Origin of the sequence: Parvibaculum sp., from assembly GCF_045863935.1 — a bacterium.
Classification (GTDB): Bacteria; Pseudomonadota; Alphaproteobacteria; order Parvibaculales; family Parvibaculaceae; genus Parvibaculum.
In genome coordinates this window covers 15,333-32,071 of sequence record NZ_BTVP01000003.1, presented here as the reverse complement: position 1 = coordinate 32,071, position 16,739 = coordinate 15,333, and the positions used below count along the sequence as shown (strand labels likewise).

Here is a 16,739-nt window from a genome sequence, read left to right as displayed (position 1 = left end):
GAAACTGGCGCAACTGCCGGCAATGTCAAACGGGAGAAAATTGACGCAAGGGAGGCGGCGCGTCAGCGCTGCGCGCCACCCTTGATCTGGGTGCGATGCATGACACGGCGCTCGCGTCCGTCGAAACCGTCGCGGCGATGAATGGCGCAGCGGTTGTCCCAGATGAGAAGGTCGCCGACCTTCCATTTGTGCGTCCACGAAAATTCCGGTTTCGCACAATGCGCCCAGAGCCGGTCGAGAAGCCGATCGCTCTCCTCGACCGAATAGCCCTCGATATAGGCGTTGAGACGGCGGCCTAGATAGAGCGACTTGCCGCCCGTCACCGGATGCGTGGCGACGATGGGATGCTTCGCACCCGGCGCCGTGCGCACGTCGAGCACGGCGTCCGCACCGGCGCGCAATTCGCCCACGCTCGTCGTGCTTGCATCGTGATTGCACATGCGTCCCTCGACGGCGGCACGCAGATCGGCGGGAAGTTCTTCCAGCGCCTTGTACATGTTGGCGAAGCTGGTATCCCCGCCGACGGCGGGAATCTCGCGCGAATGGAGCACGCTCGCCATGGGCGGTTCCGCGACATAGGACATGTCGGTGTGCCACTCGGCTTCCTTGTCGCCAAGCGCGCCGATGGGCTTTCCGTTCTCGACCACGTTGGAGATGATCCAGATTTCCGGGCGCGATTTCGCCTGGCTGCCCGCCATGTCCGTCGCGCTTGCGGGCGCGATATCGAGTTCGCCGAAATGCTTCGAGAAGGCGATGAGATCGTCGTCGGTGATTTTCTGTCCGCGAAAAAGAAGGACGATGTGATCGTACCAGGCCTGCTGCACCGCTTCGAACTCCGCGCCAGTGAGCGGCTTCGACATGTCAAGCCCGCGAATTTCCGCGCCCAGCGCCGCGCCTGTCGGGATGACTTCAATTGCCATGTTCTTCTTGCCTTTCCAGACCGTCTTCCTCGGGCGCGAGGACTTCGCCATGCCAGCGCCGTCCCACCATGAAGGCGCCGAGCAGCGCCACGACGCCCACCCCCGCCATCGCGAAATAGGCGTGGGGCCCAAGCGCTTCATATACGGGACCGATGCCGATTGTCACCAGCCCCATGATAACGCCGGATGCCATGGCAGCGTAGAGGCTCTGCGCGGTGGCAGCGAGGCGGGGCGGCGCCGCCTGCGCGACGAACTGGACGGCGCCGAGATGCGCCGCGCCGAAGGTGAGCCCGTGAAGTAGCTGCATGAGAAAGAGAAGCGCGACCGGCGGATTGAGCGCCGTCACCGTCCAGCGGAGGACGGCGGCAGCGGCGGCCAGCATGACGAGGCGGACGGCGCCGAACCGCGCCATTAACGGCCCTGAAATGTAGAACAGGACGATCTCGGCGATGACGCCCGTCGCCCACAGGAGGCCGATCACCGTGTCCGGATAACCCTGGCGCTGCCAGGCAAGCGAGCCGAAGGCGTAATAGACCGCATGGGTCGCCTGGGTGAGGCTCGCCGAAAGCACGAAGAGCACGAAGACCGGGTGCCGCCCGATTTCGAGGATGGCGGCGAACCGCTTTTCACCGTGCCGGGCGGGTTTGCGCACCGGCACCGGAATGCGCGGCAGGAGAGACACGCCCGCCACATTGCAGACGAGCGCAGCGACGAGACAGATTGCGACGACGGAAGGCGCGTTCCATTCGAGAAGCCAGCCCGCGCCGGCACTCGCCGCGATAAAGGTGATCGAGCCCCAGAGGCGCACGCGGCCATAATTCATGCCCTCCTCGATCCGCGCGCGCATCGCGATCGTCTCGACGAGCGGCGAAATCGAGGGGAAGACGGCGTTGAGCACGAGCGCGACGAGAAGGATCGGCCCGAAGCCCTCGACGAAAAGAAACAGCGCGGCGGAGCCAAGCGAGGCCCAGGCGAGCCAGAGCGCGACGCGGCGCCGGTCGCCCAATCGGTCGGCAACGGAGGCGAAGAAGGGGCTCACCACGATGCGCAGGAAGAGCGACAGCGCGACGACGAGGGATATCTCGCCCGCGTCGAGCCCCTTCGATTTCAGCCAGACCGGAAAGAACGGCAGATAGACGCCCGTGAACAGGAACATCGTGCCGTAGACGGTCGCAAGGCGGATGGCGAGAGACATGGAAAGGGAAACCCCGAGGGCGTGCGCATGAGTGATAGCGCGGCGCGCGGTGTCATGGGAAGGGGCTCGTCACCCTACTGCCTCTCATCCGTCATGGCCCGCTTTATGCGGGCCATCCACGTCTTGACGGCACGGACGGAAGGAAAGAAAGACGTGGATGACCCGCCAAATGATTTTAAAGGAGGGCCGGGTCATGACCTAACAGTGAGAAGCCAAATCTCCCCTACCCGAAGGACGGCAGCGGCAGCTTGCGCCGCTCGGTGGCGGCGACGAGATGGTCCCAGATGCGGGCTTCGAGGTTCGGCGCCCATGACGCGTCCGACGCCTCGACATGGGTTTGCAATTCGATCAGCAGACCGGCAAGCGCGGCATTGCGGGCATTGAGCTCGCCGATGCGAAGCGACCCCTCCTTCTCCGACGCCGCCGTGGCGAGCTTCGCCTTCAGCGCATCATCGGCGACGAGCGTCGCCGCATGGGAACAGAGGGAGCGCAGCTCGGCATTCTCGGCGGCGCGAATATCGGCGGCGCGATCATATTCCTCCGCCGTCATGAACATCATCATGCCCATGATGCCGACATTGCCCATGGAATATTCGGCGGTGAGATGAGGAGCGATATCGCCCAGCAGCGTTCCGAAGAAGCCCTGCATCACGGTTCCGACATCGGGTTTCATGCGCGGCCCTCCTTCGAGAGTTCGGCGAGCCGGCGCGCCAGCACGCGGTTGTGAACGTCGGTGCAATACCAGCTCGAAAAGGCGAGAACCGGGTCGCGGTTCGCGCCCGTCTGGTATTCCTTGCCCGCCGAAATCCAGATGGCGAGGCCTTTCAGCGAGTTGAATATCTCCCACCAGCGCAGCCGGACGGGATCGGCCTTGAGGCCGCTCGCTTCTTCCCAGAGGCGGATCGCCTCGTCGCGCGCGATCATGCCGCCCGGACGCTCGGGCCGCTCGTGAGCCCAGAGCGGATCGGCCGCCCAGGCGACGTCTTCCAGCGGGTCGCCGAGATGGCACATTTCCCAGTCGAGAATGGCGCGAATGTTTCCTTCCGCGTCGAACAGAAAATTGCCCGTGCGATAGTCGCCATGCACGACGGTAATCTTTTCGGCGGGCGGCGGTGGATTGCGCTTGAGCCAGCGGATCGCGGCGCGCGCCACGGGCTGCGGCTCGAGTTCGTCCTCGTCGATTACCTTTTCCCACTTCTCGAGCTCGCGCGCCCAGCATTCGTCCGGCGCAATCGGGTCCATGCTCGCGGCAAAGCCGATGCCATGCGGATCGGCGGCGGCGATATGGCCGAGATGGGTCCAGAACTGACGGCCGATCTTCTCCGCGAACTCGCCATAGGGCTCCGCGTTGAAGGGCGATCCCGCCTGACAGCCCTCGATCTGCTCCATGACGAAGAAGGGCCTGTCGAGCCATGAGAGATCGGTTTCGAGATAGAGCGGCTCGGGAACGGGAAGCCCCGTCGGATGGAAGGCGCGGTAGGCGTTGTATTCGAGGTCGCGTTCCGTCTCGATCAAGCTCGCGACGGGATCGCGGCGCAGGATCAGCGGACGCTCCGCCTTCGCGCCGCCCTCCTCCCAGCTTGCATGAAGCCGGAAGGTTTCGCGGCTGGCGCCGCCATGAATGCGCGAGATGCCGCTTACCTCGATGTTGGAGGCATGGGGCATGCGGTGCGCGAGATAGGCCGCGACGCGGCGGGCAAGGTCTTCCATCGCCATCCCCTCACTTCGCCGGATCGAGAATGTCTTTGAAGCCGGACGGCGCATGCGGCCCGATGACGAGCTGCTCGAGAATGCCGCAACCCTTGCGCGTGGAACCGTCGGGCAAGGTCATCACGGCTTCCGAGAAGGCCTGGATGTGGAGATGCGGCGGCGCGTAGCTCGTGACGTCGGAGAGCTTGAACTCTTCGTAGCCGAGCGCATTGTCGCCCTTGTGCGCGCCATGGCTCCACTCGGGATGCCCGTAGCCGATGCCCAGCATGTAGAAATTGAATTTCGGCGTGAGGTCGATCCGGGTTTTCTCGCCCCTGCGCGTCTCGAAGAAGATCGAAAAGGACTTCGCGTGGCGCGAGCCCGAAACGTAACCGATCTCGTAGCTGACGCGGTCCATCTCTTCCGGCTTCGCGTCGCGGCCGAGCGGGCACATGACGCCGGAAAGGTTCCACGCATCGCCCTGCTCGTCGTCGTTGACGTGGAACAGCGTGATCCTGTCCTCGAAATTGAGCGGCGCCCAGAGCCAGAAGAACTGGAACGGCATCGGCGGCACGAGGGGCTGCGGGTCGGACGCGCCGATCCCGCGCACGCCCCAGGAGCGGTCGCGCGTGCCGGAATAGCTGGCGGGCGTCACCTCGATGCGCTTGCCCTTGACCTCGATCCAGCCTTCCCACGTGCCGTTCTGCGTGAGCCGCGTGATATCCATCAGCGTGCGCGGCCCGTTGCGGCGCGTGAAGCGCGGCTCCTTGAGCGCGGGCGCACGGCCCGTGAAGGTGAGATCGGCCTTGATGCCGTGCTCGTTCTCCGCGACGCGGACGCGCAAGACCTGCAGCGGCTCCACGACGTCGATGGCAATCGGCCCCACAAATGTGTCCATGCGCTCCATGTTGAGGAAGCGCGAGGCATGCAGATTGTGCTGCACGCCATCGACGATGACGCTGAAGGCTGCGTCCATGATGTTGAGATGCGGGTAGACGCCGAGCGCCGCGGCGAAATAGACGTCGCCGCCCTTCGTGTAGCCGTTGAAGAAATAACGGTCGTAGAAGTTCCGGTCCGTGCCCGAAAAGGCGATCGGCTCCGGCGTCTGGTGAATTGGAAAATCGTCTGCCTTGGTGAGCATGTCGCGTCCCTCCCCGTTTTCGGGCTCGCTCCGGCTTGTACCGCCGGTTGCGTGTTTTTGTTTTGATGGCGCAACAATGGCCCCGCCGCCGGGGCGGGTCAACGCCGCGTCATCCGGATACCGGATGACGCGGCGGCAACGGCCCGACGATCAGAGTTCGATCATCTCGAAGTCGGCTTTCGGCGTCCCGCAGAGAGGACATATCCAGTCGCCCGGTATGTCCTCCCAGCGCGTGCCGGGCGCGATGCCCTCGTCGGGCAACCCCTCGGCCTCGTCGTAGATGAAGCCGCAGGTCATGCATTGCCATGTCTTGTAAGCGGTCATCGCGGACGGCCCCTCTTCAATTCATGCGGTAGCGGATCGGCACCGATTTCGGCCCGCACACGAAGTTCGCCGCCATGCGCTTCGGCTCGCCCGCCAGTTCGAGGCTCTGGAGACGCGGCAGAAGCTCTTCCCAGAGAATGCGCATTTCCATGCGGCCGAGATGCTGACCGAGACAGACATGCGCGCCGTAACCGAAAGCGACATGCTTGTTCGACGAGCGGTCGACCTTGAAGGCAAAGGGATCGGCGAAGACATCGCCGTCGCGATTGCCGGACGGATAGGAGAGCATCAGCCAGTCGCCTTTCGCGATCTTCTGGCCATGCACCTCCGCGCTGGCGGTCGCCGTGCGCATGAAATGCTTCACCGGCGTCACCCAGCGGATCGATTCTTCCAGATAACTCGAGATGAGCGAGGGATCGGCCTTCAGCTTCGCAAGCTGATCCTGATTTTCCGCCAGCGCCCAGAGCCCGCCCGCCGTCGTGTTCGACGTCGTGTCGTGACCCGCCGTCGCGGCGATGATGTAATAGGACATCGCTTCGAGATGGCCGAGCGGCTTGTCCTCGATCTTGCCGTTGGCGATGACGCTGGCAAGATCGTCGCGCGGGTTGGCGCGGCGGTCTTCCGTCATTTCGTTGAAATAGGCGATGAACTCGCCAACCGTCGCGCCGATCTGCGCAAGCGCGGCGTCGGCATCCATCACCTCGGCGCCGCTTCGGTTGAGGTCGGGATCGGCGCTGCCGAACAGTTCCTGCGTGAGCTTGAGCATGCGCGGCTCGTCGGTTTCCGGCACGCCCAGCACTTCCATGATGACATGCAGCGGATAGAGGAAAGCGACGTCGCGCGCGAAGTCGCATGTGCCGCCCATATCCGCCATGCGGTCGACGAAACCCCGGGCGATTTCACGGATGCGATCCTCCAGCTTCTTCAGGTTCTGCGGCATGAACCAGGACTGTGTGAGGCGGCGGTAGCTGAAGTGGTCGGGGTTGTCCATCTGCACGAGCGAGCGCACGAGATGCGGCGAGCCGCCCATCAGTTCACGGACCTTCTTGTCGACTTCGATGGGCGTGACGACGGTGGCGCGGTCGCCATTGTGGAAGAGATCGTTCTGCCGCTCGACTTCGAGAATGTCGGCATGTTTCGTCACGACCCAGAAGGGATCGAAGCCTTCCGGCTGCGCCTGCGCGAACGGCATCTCCTTGCGGAGATAACTGAAGGCGTCGTCGACGCGCTTGCCATCGGCATAGGCTTTGGGGTCGATAATGGTCTGGGCGATTTCCTGCGGGATCATGACCGTTCTTTCTGCTGCGAGCGTTAAACCCACAATAACGATATGGACTTTTGCAAAAGCTTCTAAAGCGGCAAACCGCCGCAAAAACCGCGGATTTCTGCGAAAAAGCGCGGTGACGCTACGTCTCAGATTTCGACCATATCGAAATCTTCCTTCGGCGTGCCGCAATCGGGACAAACCCAATCCGCCGGCACCTCTTCCCAGCGCGTGCCGGGGGCGATGCCATCGTCCGGCCAGCCCTCTGCCTCGTCATAGATGAAACCGCAGGTCGCGCATTGCCACTTCTTCCAGGGCTCCGCCATGATGACCTCCCTCTGGCGCGTGTGAAGGATAAATCTAGCGTGACGCTACGTTGTTTGCAGCCACGCGCCTTGTCATTCCTGCCTGCACCGCCAATATGACCGGGATTCCCGGACCGGTCATTTCGACCTCTCCGGCCAATGGGAGGGCGGCATGCGCATATTCATTACGGGTGCGTCGGGATTCGTGGGCGGCGCGGCGGCGCGGAAACTGAGCGAAGCGCATGACGTGCTTGCGCTGTCGCGCTCTGAAAAATCCGACGCAGCCATCAGGGCGGCAGGCGCAACGCCGGTGCGCGGCGATCTGGGAAGCGTCACGACGGCCATGCTGAAAGATGTCGACGCCATCGTGCATTGCGCGGCGAAGGTGGAAACCTGGGGCCGGATGAAGGACTTCTGGGCGATCAATGTGACGGGTACGGAGCGCCTGTTGAAGGCGGCGCGCGAGGCGGGCGTCAAACGCTTCGTCCATATCGGCACCGAGGCCGCACTGTTCTATGGGCAGGCGATGAACGATCTCGACGAAACGGCACCCATGGCCTTCAACTCGCCACTGCCCTATCCCCGCACGAAGGCCCATGCGGAAAAGGCGGTGTGCGCGGCAAACGGAAACGGCCTCACGACCATCGTGCTCAGACCCCGGTTCATCTGGGGACCGGGCGACCAAACGCTGCTGCCTGCTCTGAAGGAGATGGTCGACACAGGACGTTTCGCCTGGATCGGCGGCGGCCATGCCGTGACCGACACGGTGCATATCCACAATGTGGTTCATGCCATCGAACTCGCGCTCGTAAAGGGCAATGGCGGCGAGGCCTATTTCATCACCGATGGCGGCGAGCCGATCTCCTTCCGCGACATGCTGACAAGGATGGCGAAGACGGCGAACTTCTCCCTGCCGGACAAGAACATGCCCGGATGGCTGGCGCGCGGCGCGGCGCACGTCATGGACTGGATGTGGAAGTTGACGTTCCGGAAATCCCCGCCGCCGCTCGATCCGCACACGGCGGCGCTGATGTCGCGCGATTGCACGCTGAAGATCGGCAAGGCAAGGCGCGAACTCGGCTATGAGCCCGTCATAACGCGCGAGGCGGGTCTCGCCGCACTGGAAGCCTCTCGCTAGCAAATCGCGGCTTTGAGCGTAGACTGCGGGACGGAGACAAAAACCAAAGCGAGGATCCCGCGCATGAAACTCTGGCTCACCATCGGCGCGCTGAGCGGCTTTCTCTCCGTGGCGCTCGGCGCCTTCGCCGCACACGGGCTGCAAGCGCGGGTCGGCCCGGCGGAACTCGCCGTCTTCGAAACCGGGGCGCGCTATCAGATGTATCATGCGCTCGCCCTCCTCGCCGTTGCCTGGGTTGCGGCGCAGGGCGGCGGCACCTTCGCAAGCGTCGCCGGTTGGGCCTTCGTCGCGGGCACGATCCTTTTTTCGGGCTCGCTCTATTATCTCGGTCTCACCGGCAGCCGGGCGCTCGTCATGATTACGCCGGTGGGCGGCGTTGCCTTTCTCATCGGCTGGCTGTCGCTCGCGGTTGCCGGATGGGCGCTGCGCGGAACGCCCGGCGGCTGAGAGACAAAGCTTCACAAAAGCGGCTCTGGACAGGCGCGAGACCCCTTCCTATTTTACTAGACCATGGTCTAGTTTTTCTGTAAGCCGGATGCGAGCAGATGGAGGAGGCGTCGATGAGCGCGGCGGAGAGCGAACGCATTCTGGTGGTCGGCGGCGGCATTGCCGGGCTCTGGACCGCGCTGGAACTGGCGCGCAAGGGCCGCGAGCTGACCGTGCTGGAACGCGACCCGCCCCCGCCCGAGGCTTCGGCCGATGAAGCCTTCAAGAGCTGGGAGCGCAAGGGCGTCGGCCATCTGCGCCACAGCCACGCCTTCCTCGCCCGGCTTCACATCCTGATCCGCGACCACTATCCCGATCTCATGCGCGAACTGCTGGATGCCGGATGCCGCGAGATCGGCTTTTCCGACAATCTGCCGATCGCGCTCAAGGACAGGTACAAGGCGGTGCCCGGCGACAAGGACATGACGATCCTGACGAGCCGCCGCACGACGCTCGAATATATCCTGCGCCGCTATGCCGGCCGCCAGCAGAACATTCGCTTCGAGACCGGCACGCTTGTGCGCGACGTGCTGACGGAGAAAACGGCCGACGGCACACTCCGCGTCACCGGCGTGAAGGCCGAACGGAACGGCGAAACGAAGGACTGGCTCGCCGACATCGTGATCGACGCCGCCGGCAAGAACAGCCAGATCATCGACTGGCTGAACGAGCGCGGCGCGGGCATCACGGAGGAAGCCGAACGCGCGGGCATTCTCTATTTCACACGACACTACCGGCTGCGCGATGGCGTGGACGAGCCCGCCCGCACGAAGGTGCCGGGCGCGGGCGACCTCGGCTTCATCAAGTATGGCCTCTTCCCCGCCGATAATGGCTGCTTCTCGATCACGCTCGCCGTGCCCGAAATCGAGATGGAGCTTCGCCGCGCCATCGTCCGGCCGGAGACCTTCGATGCGATCTGCGCGCAGCTTCCCGGTATCGCGCAATGGACATCGGGCGAAACGTCCGACCCCGTGAGCCGTGTCTTCGGCATGGGCGAACTCATCAGCCGCTGGCGCCACATGACGAAGGACGGGAGCCCGCGCGTGCTCAACTTCTTCCCGATCGGCGACAGCGTGATCCGGACGAACCCGCTTTACGGACGAGGCTGCTCCTTCGCAGGCGTCGCGGCAGAAGGGCTGGCCGAGATACTCGACAGGACAAACGACATGCGCGAACGCGCGCGGCTCTATCATGCATGCCTTGCGAAGGAACTTCGCCAGCACTACGACGACATGGTGAAGCAGGACCTCGCGGCGGCAAAGCGTGCACGCAATGCGCTCGACCCCGACTACAAGCCAGGCGTCAAGGCCCGCCTCATCAAGAGCTTCGCCGAGGACGCCATCCTGCCCGCCATTCGCGGCGATGTGGAGCTGTTGCGCGCCTTCATGCGCTCGTTCCACATGGTCGATCCGCCGAACACATGGCTGCGCGACCCGCGCAACGTGTCGAAGGTGCTGACCACCTGGGCACGCGGCAAGAAGCGCAACGCCGATCTCTATCCGCCGAAACTCGGACCGGGCCGCCGCGAGATGCTGACCTCGCTCGGCCTCTCGCCGACGGCGGATTCCGAGCGGCTGAAATCCGCCTGACGGCAGGAACACTGGAAAAGAAAACGGAGGAAACCGGCAATGACATTTCCGGAGCCGCACTACGTCAACACAAACGGAATTCGCATGGCCGTCTACGAACAGGGGCCGAAGAACGGCGTGCCTGTGGTGATGTGCCATGGCTTTCCGGAGATCGCCTATTCCTGGCGCCATCAGCTTCCCGCCATTGCAGGTGCGGGCTTTCGCGCCATCGCGCCCGACATGCGCGGCTATGGCTATACCGGCGGACCGAAAGGCAAGGACGCGGTGCCGCTCTACGATGTCGCGCATCTCACCGACGATCTTGCCGGCCTGCTCGACGCACTCGGTCTCGACAAGGCGATCTTCGCCGGACATGACTGGGGCGGCATCGTGGTCTGGCAGATGGCGCTCCGCCATCCCGACCGCGTGGCGGGCGTCATCGGCGTCAACACGCCCTTCATGCCGCGCGGCCCCATCGACCCGATCGCCGGCATGCGCATGGCCTTCGGCGAGGACATGTACATCGTCTTCTTCCAGAATTTCGGCGTGGCGGAAAATATCTTCGAGAAGGACGTCGCCCGCACGATGCGCTTCTGGTACCGCAAGAGCCCGATGAAGCTCGCCGATTTCGACAAGCTGCCGGCCGACCAGAAGAACTTCTCCTTCCTGAAGAGCTTCGAGACGGACGAGAGCACCTGGATCGGCGAACGGCTGCTGACGGCGGAGGAACTCGACTATTACACACGCGCCTTCGAGACCTCGGGTTTCGAGGGCGGCATCAACTGGTATCGCAACTTCACGCGCAACTGGGAGATGAGCGAGGGCCAAGCGCAGAAGGTGGACGCACCGAGCCTGATGATCTCGGCGGCCGACGACATCGTGCTGCGGCCGGAAATGACCATCGGCATGGAGCAATATGTGCCCGACCTCGAAAAGCACATCATCCCCGATTGCGGCCACTGGACCCAGTCGGAGAAGCCGCAGGAGCTGAACGCCCTGATGGTGGACTGGCTGAAGCGGCGCTTCGGCTGACCCCTGCCCGCCTCACCCGGGCCTCTTCTTTGTGACTTGCCCCTCGCGGCTTTAATGGCCAGACTGACCGAAATAGTAAATCTGGTCAGTCTGGCGGGTCGCAAGGGGGCAGACATGGCACTAGTGGAGGCGATTTCCGGGGTGCCCGACGCCCTGCGCGGTTTCGTCTATTGGCTAATCTTCATCAACACGGCCTCGGTGTTCTTTGTCCTTCACCGCGCGGAAGCGCGATGGGTTCTCGCCGTCTGGGCCGCACTCGTCCTGCTGGGCATGGGGCTCGCGGAGCGGGAGATGGCGCCCCGCTTCATCGCCGCCGCCGCAGCTGCATTCTGGGCACCCCTCCTCGTCTGGCTCATCTGGCGGAACCCCATCGAGGATGCGCGCGAGCCCTGGGGAACCTATCTCGTGCTGCTCTTCGCCTCGAACCTCATTGCGGCCTGTCTCGCTGCGGCAAACCTCTGGTTCCACGCAATGCCCTGAGGGATCGGCCGCCTGCGGACAAAGGAACATCGCGCTGCTAGACTGCGCACACGTTGCAGCCTTGGCATTAGCGGATGAAACGGATGGCAACCGGCAACTCACCAGCACGAGACCGCGCCACACTTCTCTTTGCCAATGAAACCTTCTATCGCGCTTTTGCGGAGCGTGACGTCACACTCATGGGTGCCGTCTGGGCCGAACAGGAGCCGGTGACCTGTCTCCACCCCGGCTGGCCTCCTGTGGAAGGCCGCGACGCCGTGCTGCAAAGCTGGCATGCAATCCTCACCGGCCCTGCAAGCCCCGACATCGAATGCCTGACCGCGCGGGCAGGCATCCACCGCGACATGGGGCTCGTGATCTGCTATGAGCGCATCGGACAGGACTATCTCATCGCCACGAATATCTTCATACGGAGCGGCGAGGGATGGCTGCTCGTTCATCACCAATCCGGCGCGGCGCCTGAACCCGGCGACGGCGAGGCGCCACCGAGACGCAGCATCAACTGAAGAGGGCTCGCTTACATTCTTGTTAGCGGGTTGTTGCCCCCCAGCGAACCCGATATGATCCCCGGCGTTCGGGACCGCCCCGCCGCACAAGACATATCGGTGTCTGGCCACCCGTTCGCCGCCCACGACAGGCGAAATTTTTTAATCCGGTCCGGGTTCGCGCCCGCCAATGGGAGCTCCGGACGCCGCCCCTTGTTGCGGGTTGAGCGGACCTGAAGAGGCTTGAGAGGACGAAGGCATGTCGCAAGTGCTTGAGCGGAATGCGGCCGCTGAACCGAAACCGGAAGCGCCAGCCGTGCATCTCGCACCCGAGGCGCCGAAGCTTGCGGCCATCAATGGCGACCGTCCGCTCAGGATCCTGCTGCCGAGCTATCGCTCCAATCCGACGACCGGCGGCCAGGGCGTCTATATGCGCCACATCGCCAAGGCACTGGCCGAACTCGGCCATCAGGTCGATGTGATTTCGGGTCCGCCCTATCCCGAACTCGACCCGCGCGTGAAGCTCATCAAGCTGCCCTCGCTCGACCTCTACGCGAACCCGCATCCGATCCGCTCGATCCGGCCCTGGATGTTCGCCTCCCCCATCGACCTCTTCGAATGGTGGAGCCACGCGACCGGCGGCTTCTCCGAGCCCTACACATTCGGCGAGCGCATGGTGCGCTATGTCCGCGGCACGCTGGACGACTATGACGTCTGCCACGACAACCAGACGCTCTGCTGGGGCCTCCTCAAGATGCGCGACATGGGCATGCCCGTTGTCGGCACGATCCACCATCCGATCACGATGGACCGGCGCATCGACATCGAGCACGCGCATTCGCTGAAACTCAGGCTGCTGAAGAAGCGCTGGTATTCCTTCCTCAACATGCAGATCAAGGTGGCCCGCCAGCTCGATCCGCTGATCGTCGTCTCCGAAAGCACGCGGCGCGACGTGGCGCGCGAATTCGGCGTCGACATCTCGAAGACGCGGCTCGTGCTGCACGGCATCGACCATGTGCAGTTCCGTCCGATGCCGCATGTGAAGCGGCGCGACGACCTGATCGTCGCCTGCGCGAGCGCGGACGTGCCGCTGAAGGGCCTCATCTATCTGATCCGCGCCTATGCGGAACTGCTGAAGACGCGTCCCGACCTCAAACTCAAGGTGATCGGCAGGCTGCGCGAGGGCAACACGTCCTACGAACTGCGCCAGCTCGGCATCATGGACAAGGTGGAATTCGTGAGCGGCGTCACCGACGAGGACATCACCACGCTCTACAACGAAGCGACGATCGCCGTGTCGCCTTCCGTCTATGAAGGTTTCGGCTTTCCCTGCGGAGAGGCGATGTCCTGCGGTACGCCGGTGATCGCGACCAATGGCGGTTCGCTGCCGGAAGTCGTGGGCGATGCCGGCATCGTGGTTCAGCACTCCAATCCGCCGGCACTCGCGGAAGCCATCGCGAAGATGCTCGAAAATCCGGAGATGCGCGCCGCCTATGGCCGCGCCGGACGCGAACGCATCCTCGCAAAGTTCAAATGGGAACGCGCAGCACGCGAATGCGCGGAAATTTACAGGCAGACGATAGAGAATGCAGACAATCGACTTGAACGTGCTCGGGCTTAGGGACGGCCAGCGCGCGCTCGACCTCGGTTGCGGCGCGGGACGGCATGTCCATGCCATGTACTACCACGCGCAATGCCACGTGGTCGGGCTCGACCTCGGCTTCGAGGATGTGCGCCGGACGCGCGACGGCTTTGGCTCCTGTCCCGACATGGACCCGGAGACGAAGCGCTCCTTCTCGCTCACGGTCGGCAACGCACTCTCGCTTCCCTTCCCGGACGCGAGCTTCGACAAGGTGCTCTGCTCGGAAGTGCTGGAGCATATTCCCGACTACAAGCAGGCTGTCGCCGAGATCGACCGTATTCTGAAACCGGGCGGCACCTTCGCCGTCAGTGTGCCCCGTTTCTGGCCGGAATGGGTCTGCTGGGCGCTTTCCGACGACTACCACAACGAGCCGGGCGGCCATGTGCGCATCTTCCGCGAAAGCGAATTGAAGGGTGCAGTCCAGGATCGCGGCCTTTCCTTCTTCCACAGGCATTTCGCGCACGGGCTTCATTCGCCATACTGGTGGCTCAAATGCGCCGTCGGCGTGAAGCGCGAGGATGTGAAGATCGTCAATCTCTACAAGCGTTTTCTCGAATGGGACATCTTGCAGGGTCCGTGGCTGACGCGCGCACTCGAAAGGATCGCGGGTCCGCTGATGGGCAAGAGCGTCGTTCTCTACTTCACCAAGGGAGCGGCGTGAACGCATGACGCATCTCACCTGGGGCGACAGGCCGCCCGAAAATTTCTTCGACGGCTCCTGCGCGCGCATCCTGGAACTCCAGCGCGATAACGGCGCGATCCCCTGGTATGACGGCGGCGTGATCGACCCGTGGAACCACACGGAAGCGGCGATGGGCCTGACGGTGCTGGGCGAGATCGGCCATGCGCGCCGCGCCTTCCGCTATCTCGCCGAAACGCAGCTCAAGGATGGTTCCTGGTGGGGCCAGCTCGGAAGCGCCGTGCCCTTCGACGAGGAAGAGCAGCGCTTCACCGGCGACGAGGCCGATGCCGGCCACCCCGTTCGCGACACGAATTTCGCCGCCTATATCGCGACCGGCGCCTGGCACCATTACCTCGTGACGCGCGACCGCAAATGGCTCGGCGAAATCTGGCCGCATGTCGAAGCGGCGATGGGCTTCGTGCTCGCGCATCAGAGCAGCCATGGTGATATCCGCTGGGCCGCGAACGATCCGCATACGCCCGAAGACGATGCGCTCGTTACCGGTTCCTCATCGATCTACAAAAGCATCGAATGCGCCGCGCAGATCGCGCGCGAGCTGGGGCATCCGACACGCGACTGGATGGAAGCACGTACGCGGCTCGGCGAGGCCCTGCGCGACAAGCCGCATCGCTTCGACCGCACATGGGAACCCAAGGACCGCTACTCGATGGATTGGTACTACCCGGTCCTTGCAGGCGTCGTCACCGGCGAAGCCGCGCGCAAGCGCCTCGCCTGGAAGTGGGACATCTTCGTCGCCGAGGGCAAGGGCTGCCGCTGCGTGATGGACCAGCCCTGGGTGACGGTCGCCGAAAGCGCGGAACTCACCATGGCGCTCCTCGTCGCGGGCCAGCGCAAACAGGCCGAGGCCATGCTCTCATGGCAGCATCAGTGGCGCGCCGATTGCGGCGCCTACTGGATGGGCTATCAGTTTGCCGACGAAGTTGCCTGGCCGGCCGAAAAGCCCGCATGGACGGCCGCCGCCGTGATCCTCGCGACCGATGCGATTACCGGCATGACGCCCGCCGCGCATCTCTTCGCCGAACGGACGCTAGCGGAGGCGGCGGAGTAGCCTGAGGCTCTTCACCGTCTTCTCTTCCGCAAAGAGGCCGGACGCCAGCGCCATCTTGTAGATTTCGTAAGGCGGGCGGCCGCCGTCCTTCGGGTCCGGAAAGACATCGTGGATCGCGAGGATGCCGCCCGGCATGACGCGCGGCGCCCAGAGCCGGTAATCGGTGAGCGCTGGTTCCATCCCGTGGCCGCCATCGATGAAGACCATGGCGAGCGGCGTCGCCCAGCCCTTCGACACAACCTCAGACGGCGCAACGAGCGGCACCACCGTGTCTTCGAGCTTCGCCAGACGCATCGTCCGGCGGAAGAGCGGGAAGGTATTGAGCCGGTCCGTTTCCGCGTCGTAGAGCGCCGCGTCGTGGTGCTCCCAGCCCTTCTGGTTTTCTTCCGAGCCATAGTGATGGTCGAGCGCGTAGAGAACGGCGCCGTTCCGCTGGCAGGCAACGCCGATATAGACGGTCGACTTGCCGCAATAGGAGCCGATTTCGAGCACGGGGCCCCGGCGCGAGGCTTCGAGCGCCGCGTCATGCAGCGCCCGGCCCTCGTCCGGGTCCATGAAACCCTTGATGCTCTCGATATCGATCGGAAGGTCCACCGCGCGCCTCTCGCCTGAAAGTGAGCCGTTTCCCTCGCATGTCCCGGCAGGAACGGCAAGCAGGTTAACGTCCCCTCAACCAATGGGAAACGAATGGCGGGGATAATAGCGGCTTCCCGAAGCCCGGAGCCCCAGATGAGCGACGCCGCACGCAAGGTTGAAGAGGACGAGTATGAGGCCATACGGGACGCCGTCTGCGCGACGCCGCGCGGCCGCTGGTTCCTTGAGGAATGCGCCCGCCGCAACCGCAGCAGCGACACCGACGAGGTGATTTCGGCGATCGGCAGGCTCTACGACCTCGCGCGGGAAACGGCGGCGGATGCCCGTTTCGGCTTCCTCTATCACGACATGCAGCAGATGCGGCGCGCGATGGACGAAACGCGCAAGGCGATTGCCGCCGTGAAACCCGGCGACCGGCACAACCGCGCGGAGACGGAACCTGACGATCTGGCCGCCGTCGCGGAAGCCGCGGAACGCGCGGCAGGCGACATCGCCAAGGCCGCGGAAAGATTGCAGGAGATTGGCGAGACGCTGCGCAGCGCGGGCGCCGATGCCGATCTCTGCGACGAAATCGAACACCATGCGACCGGGATCTTCATGGCGTCCGCCTATCACGAGATGACGGGCAAACGCATCGGCCTCATCGTCGAGGCACTCGGCGAAATGGAAACCCATATCGCCCGCGTGATCGCGCATTGGGAAGAGGAAGCGGCGAAAGCCTGATG

The 16,739-nt window shown here is 64.0% G+C and carries 19 protein-coding genes; 10 read left to right on the top strand and 9 right to left on the bottom strand.

Features of this window, described 5'->3' with window-relative positions; all coding sequences use genetic code 11:
• Positions 1-62 precede the first annotated feature (62 nt).
• The 8 genes from ACKUUH_RS02185 to ACKUUH_RS02150 form a co-directional block, all read right to left on the bottom strand.
• Entirely contained in the window at positions 63-920 is an 858-nt protein-coding gene (locus tag ACKUUH_RS02185; RefSeq protein ID WP_407948212.1) for a TauD/TfdA dioxygenase family protein, read from the bottom strand.
• On the bottom strand, positions 910-2,115 hold the full coding sequence (locus tag ACKUUH_RS02180; protein WP_407948211.1) for an MFS transporter: 1,206 nt from the start codon (positions 2,113-2,115) through the stop codon (positions 910-912). Before ACKUUH_RS02180 ends, ACKUUH_RS02185 begins: the two co-directional genes overlap by 11 nt.
• Positions 2,116-2,338: 223 nt before the next feature.
• Positions 2,339-2,788, bottom strand: a complete 450-nt coding sequence (locus ACKUUH_RS02175; protein WP_407948210.1) for a hypothetical protein — start codon at positions 2,786-2,788, stop codon at positions 2,339-2,341.
• A complete protein-coding gene (locus tag ACKUUH_RS02170) occupies positions 2,785-3,831 on the bottom strand; it encodes a phosphotransferase family protein (RefSeq protein ID WP_407948209.1) in 1,047 nt (348 codons plus the stop codon). Before ACKUUH_RS02170 ends, ACKUUH_RS02175 begins: the two co-directional genes overlap by 4 nt.
• Positions 3,832-3,835: 4 nt before the next feature.
• The gene (locus ACKUUH_RS02165) at positions 3,836-4,945 is read right to left on the bottom strand and encodes a hypothetical protein (RefSeq protein WP_407948208.1); all 1,110 of its coding nucleotides are present in this window, start codon (positions 4,943-4,945) and stop codon (positions 3,836-3,838) included.
• A 150-nt stretch (positions 4,946-5,095) separates the two neighbouring features.
• Positions 5,096-5,269 carry a rubredoxin gene (locus tag ACKUUH_RS02160; protein WP_407948207.1) on the bottom strand — a complete coding sequence of 58 codons (174 nt, stop codon included), beginning with the start codon at positions 5,267-5,269 and terminating at the stop codon, positions 5,096-5,098.
• Positions 5,270-5,285: 16 nt separating this feature from the next.
• The gene (locus ACKUUH_RS02155; protein WP_407948206.1) at positions 5,286-6,557 is read right to left on the bottom strand and encodes a cytochrome P450; all 1,272 of its coding nucleotides are present in this window, start codon (positions 6,555-6,557) and stop codon (positions 5,286-5,288) included.
• Between the two features lie 125 nt (positions 6,558-6,682).
• Positions 6,683-6,859 carry a rubredoxin gene (locus ACKUUH_RS02150; protein WP_407948205.1) on the bottom strand — a complete coding sequence of 59 codons (177 nt, stop codon included), beginning with the start codon at positions 6,857-6,859 and terminating at the stop codon, positions 6,683-6,685.
• 151 nt (positions 6,860-7,010) lie between these two features.
• On the opposite strand from ACKUUH_RS02150, the gene ACKUUH_RS02145 reads away from it, so the two are divergent.
• The 9 genes from ACKUUH_RS02145 to ACKUUH_RS02105 all read left to right on the top strand — a co-directional run bounded on the left by ACKUUH_RS02145 (position 7,011) and on the right by ACKUUH_RS02105 (position 15,420).
• Entirely contained in the window at positions 7,011-7,976 is a 966-nt protein-coding gene (locus ACKUUH_RS02145; protein WP_407948204.1) for an NAD-dependent epimerase/dehydratase family protein, read from the top strand.
• A gap of 63 nt (positions 7,977-8,039) precedes the next feature.
• On the top strand, positions 8,040-8,423 hold the full coding sequence (locus tag ACKUUH_RS02140; RefSeq protein ID WP_407948203.1) for a DUF423 domain-containing protein: 384 nt from the start codon (positions 8,040-8,042) through the stop codon (positions 8,421-8,423).
• Positions 8,424-8,536: 113 nt separating this feature from the next.
• Positions 8,537-10,051, top strand: a complete 1,515-nt coding sequence (locus ACKUUH_RS02135; RefSeq protein WP_407948202.1) for an FAD-dependent oxidoreductase — start codon at positions 8,537-8,539, stop codon at positions 10,049-10,051.
• A 39-nt stretch (positions 10,052-10,090) separates the two neighbouring features.
• Positions 10,091-11,062, top strand: coding sequence for an alpha/beta fold hydrolase (locus tag ACKUUH_RS02130; RefSeq protein WP_407948201.1), 972 nt, complete (start codon positions 10,091-10,093; stop codon positions 11,060-11,062).
• A gap of 114 nt (positions 11,063-11,176) precedes the next feature.
• Complete coding sequence (locus ACKUUH_RS02125) at positions 11,177-11,542, top strand: hypothetical protein (RefSeq protein WP_407948200.1); 366 nt, start codon at positions 11,177-11,179, stop codon at positions 11,540-11,542.
• Between the two features lie 83 nt (positions 11,543-11,625).
• A complete protein-coding gene (locus tag ACKUUH_RS02120; protein ID WP_407948199.1) occupies positions 11,626-12,048 on the top strand; it encodes a nuclear transport factor 2 family protein in 423 nt (140 codons plus the stop codon).
• Positions 12,049-12,286: 238 nt separating this feature from the next.
• A complete protein-coding gene (locus ACKUUH_RS02115; RefSeq protein WP_407948198.1) occupies positions 12,287-13,648 on the top strand; it encodes a glycosyltransferase family 4 protein in 1,362 nt (453 codons plus the stop codon).
• Complete coding sequence (locus ACKUUH_RS02110) at positions 13,614-14,330, top strand: methyltransferase domain-containing protein (RefSeq protein ID WP_407948197.1); 717 nt, start codon at positions 13,614-13,616, stop codon at positions 14,328-14,330. Before ACKUUH_RS02115 ends, ACKUUH_RS02110 begins: the two co-directional genes overlap by 35 nt.
• Before the next feature lie 4 nt (positions 14,331-14,334).
• The gene (locus ACKUUH_RS02105; protein ID WP_407948196.1) at positions 14,335-15,420 is read left to right on the top strand and encodes a prenyltransferase; all 1,086 of its coding nucleotides are present in this window, start codon (positions 14,335-14,337) and stop codon (positions 15,418-15,420) included.
• Here the strand turns inward: ACKUUH_RS02105 and ACKUUH_RS02100 are convergent.
• Positions 15,400-16,014, bottom strand: a complete 615-nt coding sequence (locus ACKUUH_RS02100) for a class I SAM-dependent methyltransferase (protein ID WP_407948195.1) — start codon at positions 16,012-16,014, stop codon at positions 15,400-15,402. The genes ACKUUH_RS02105 and ACKUUH_RS02100 overlap by 21 nt on opposite strands.
• 135 nt (positions 16,015-16,149) lie before the next feature.
• Here ACKUUH_RS02100 and ACKUUH_RS02095 point away from each other — a divergent pair, with 135 nt between their 5' ends.
• Positions 16,150-16,737, top strand: coding sequence for a hypothetical protein (locus ACKUUH_RS02095; protein ID WP_407948194.1), 588 nt, complete (start codon positions 16,150-16,152; stop codon positions 16,735-16,737).
• Positions 16,738-16,739: the final 2 nt, after the last annotated feature.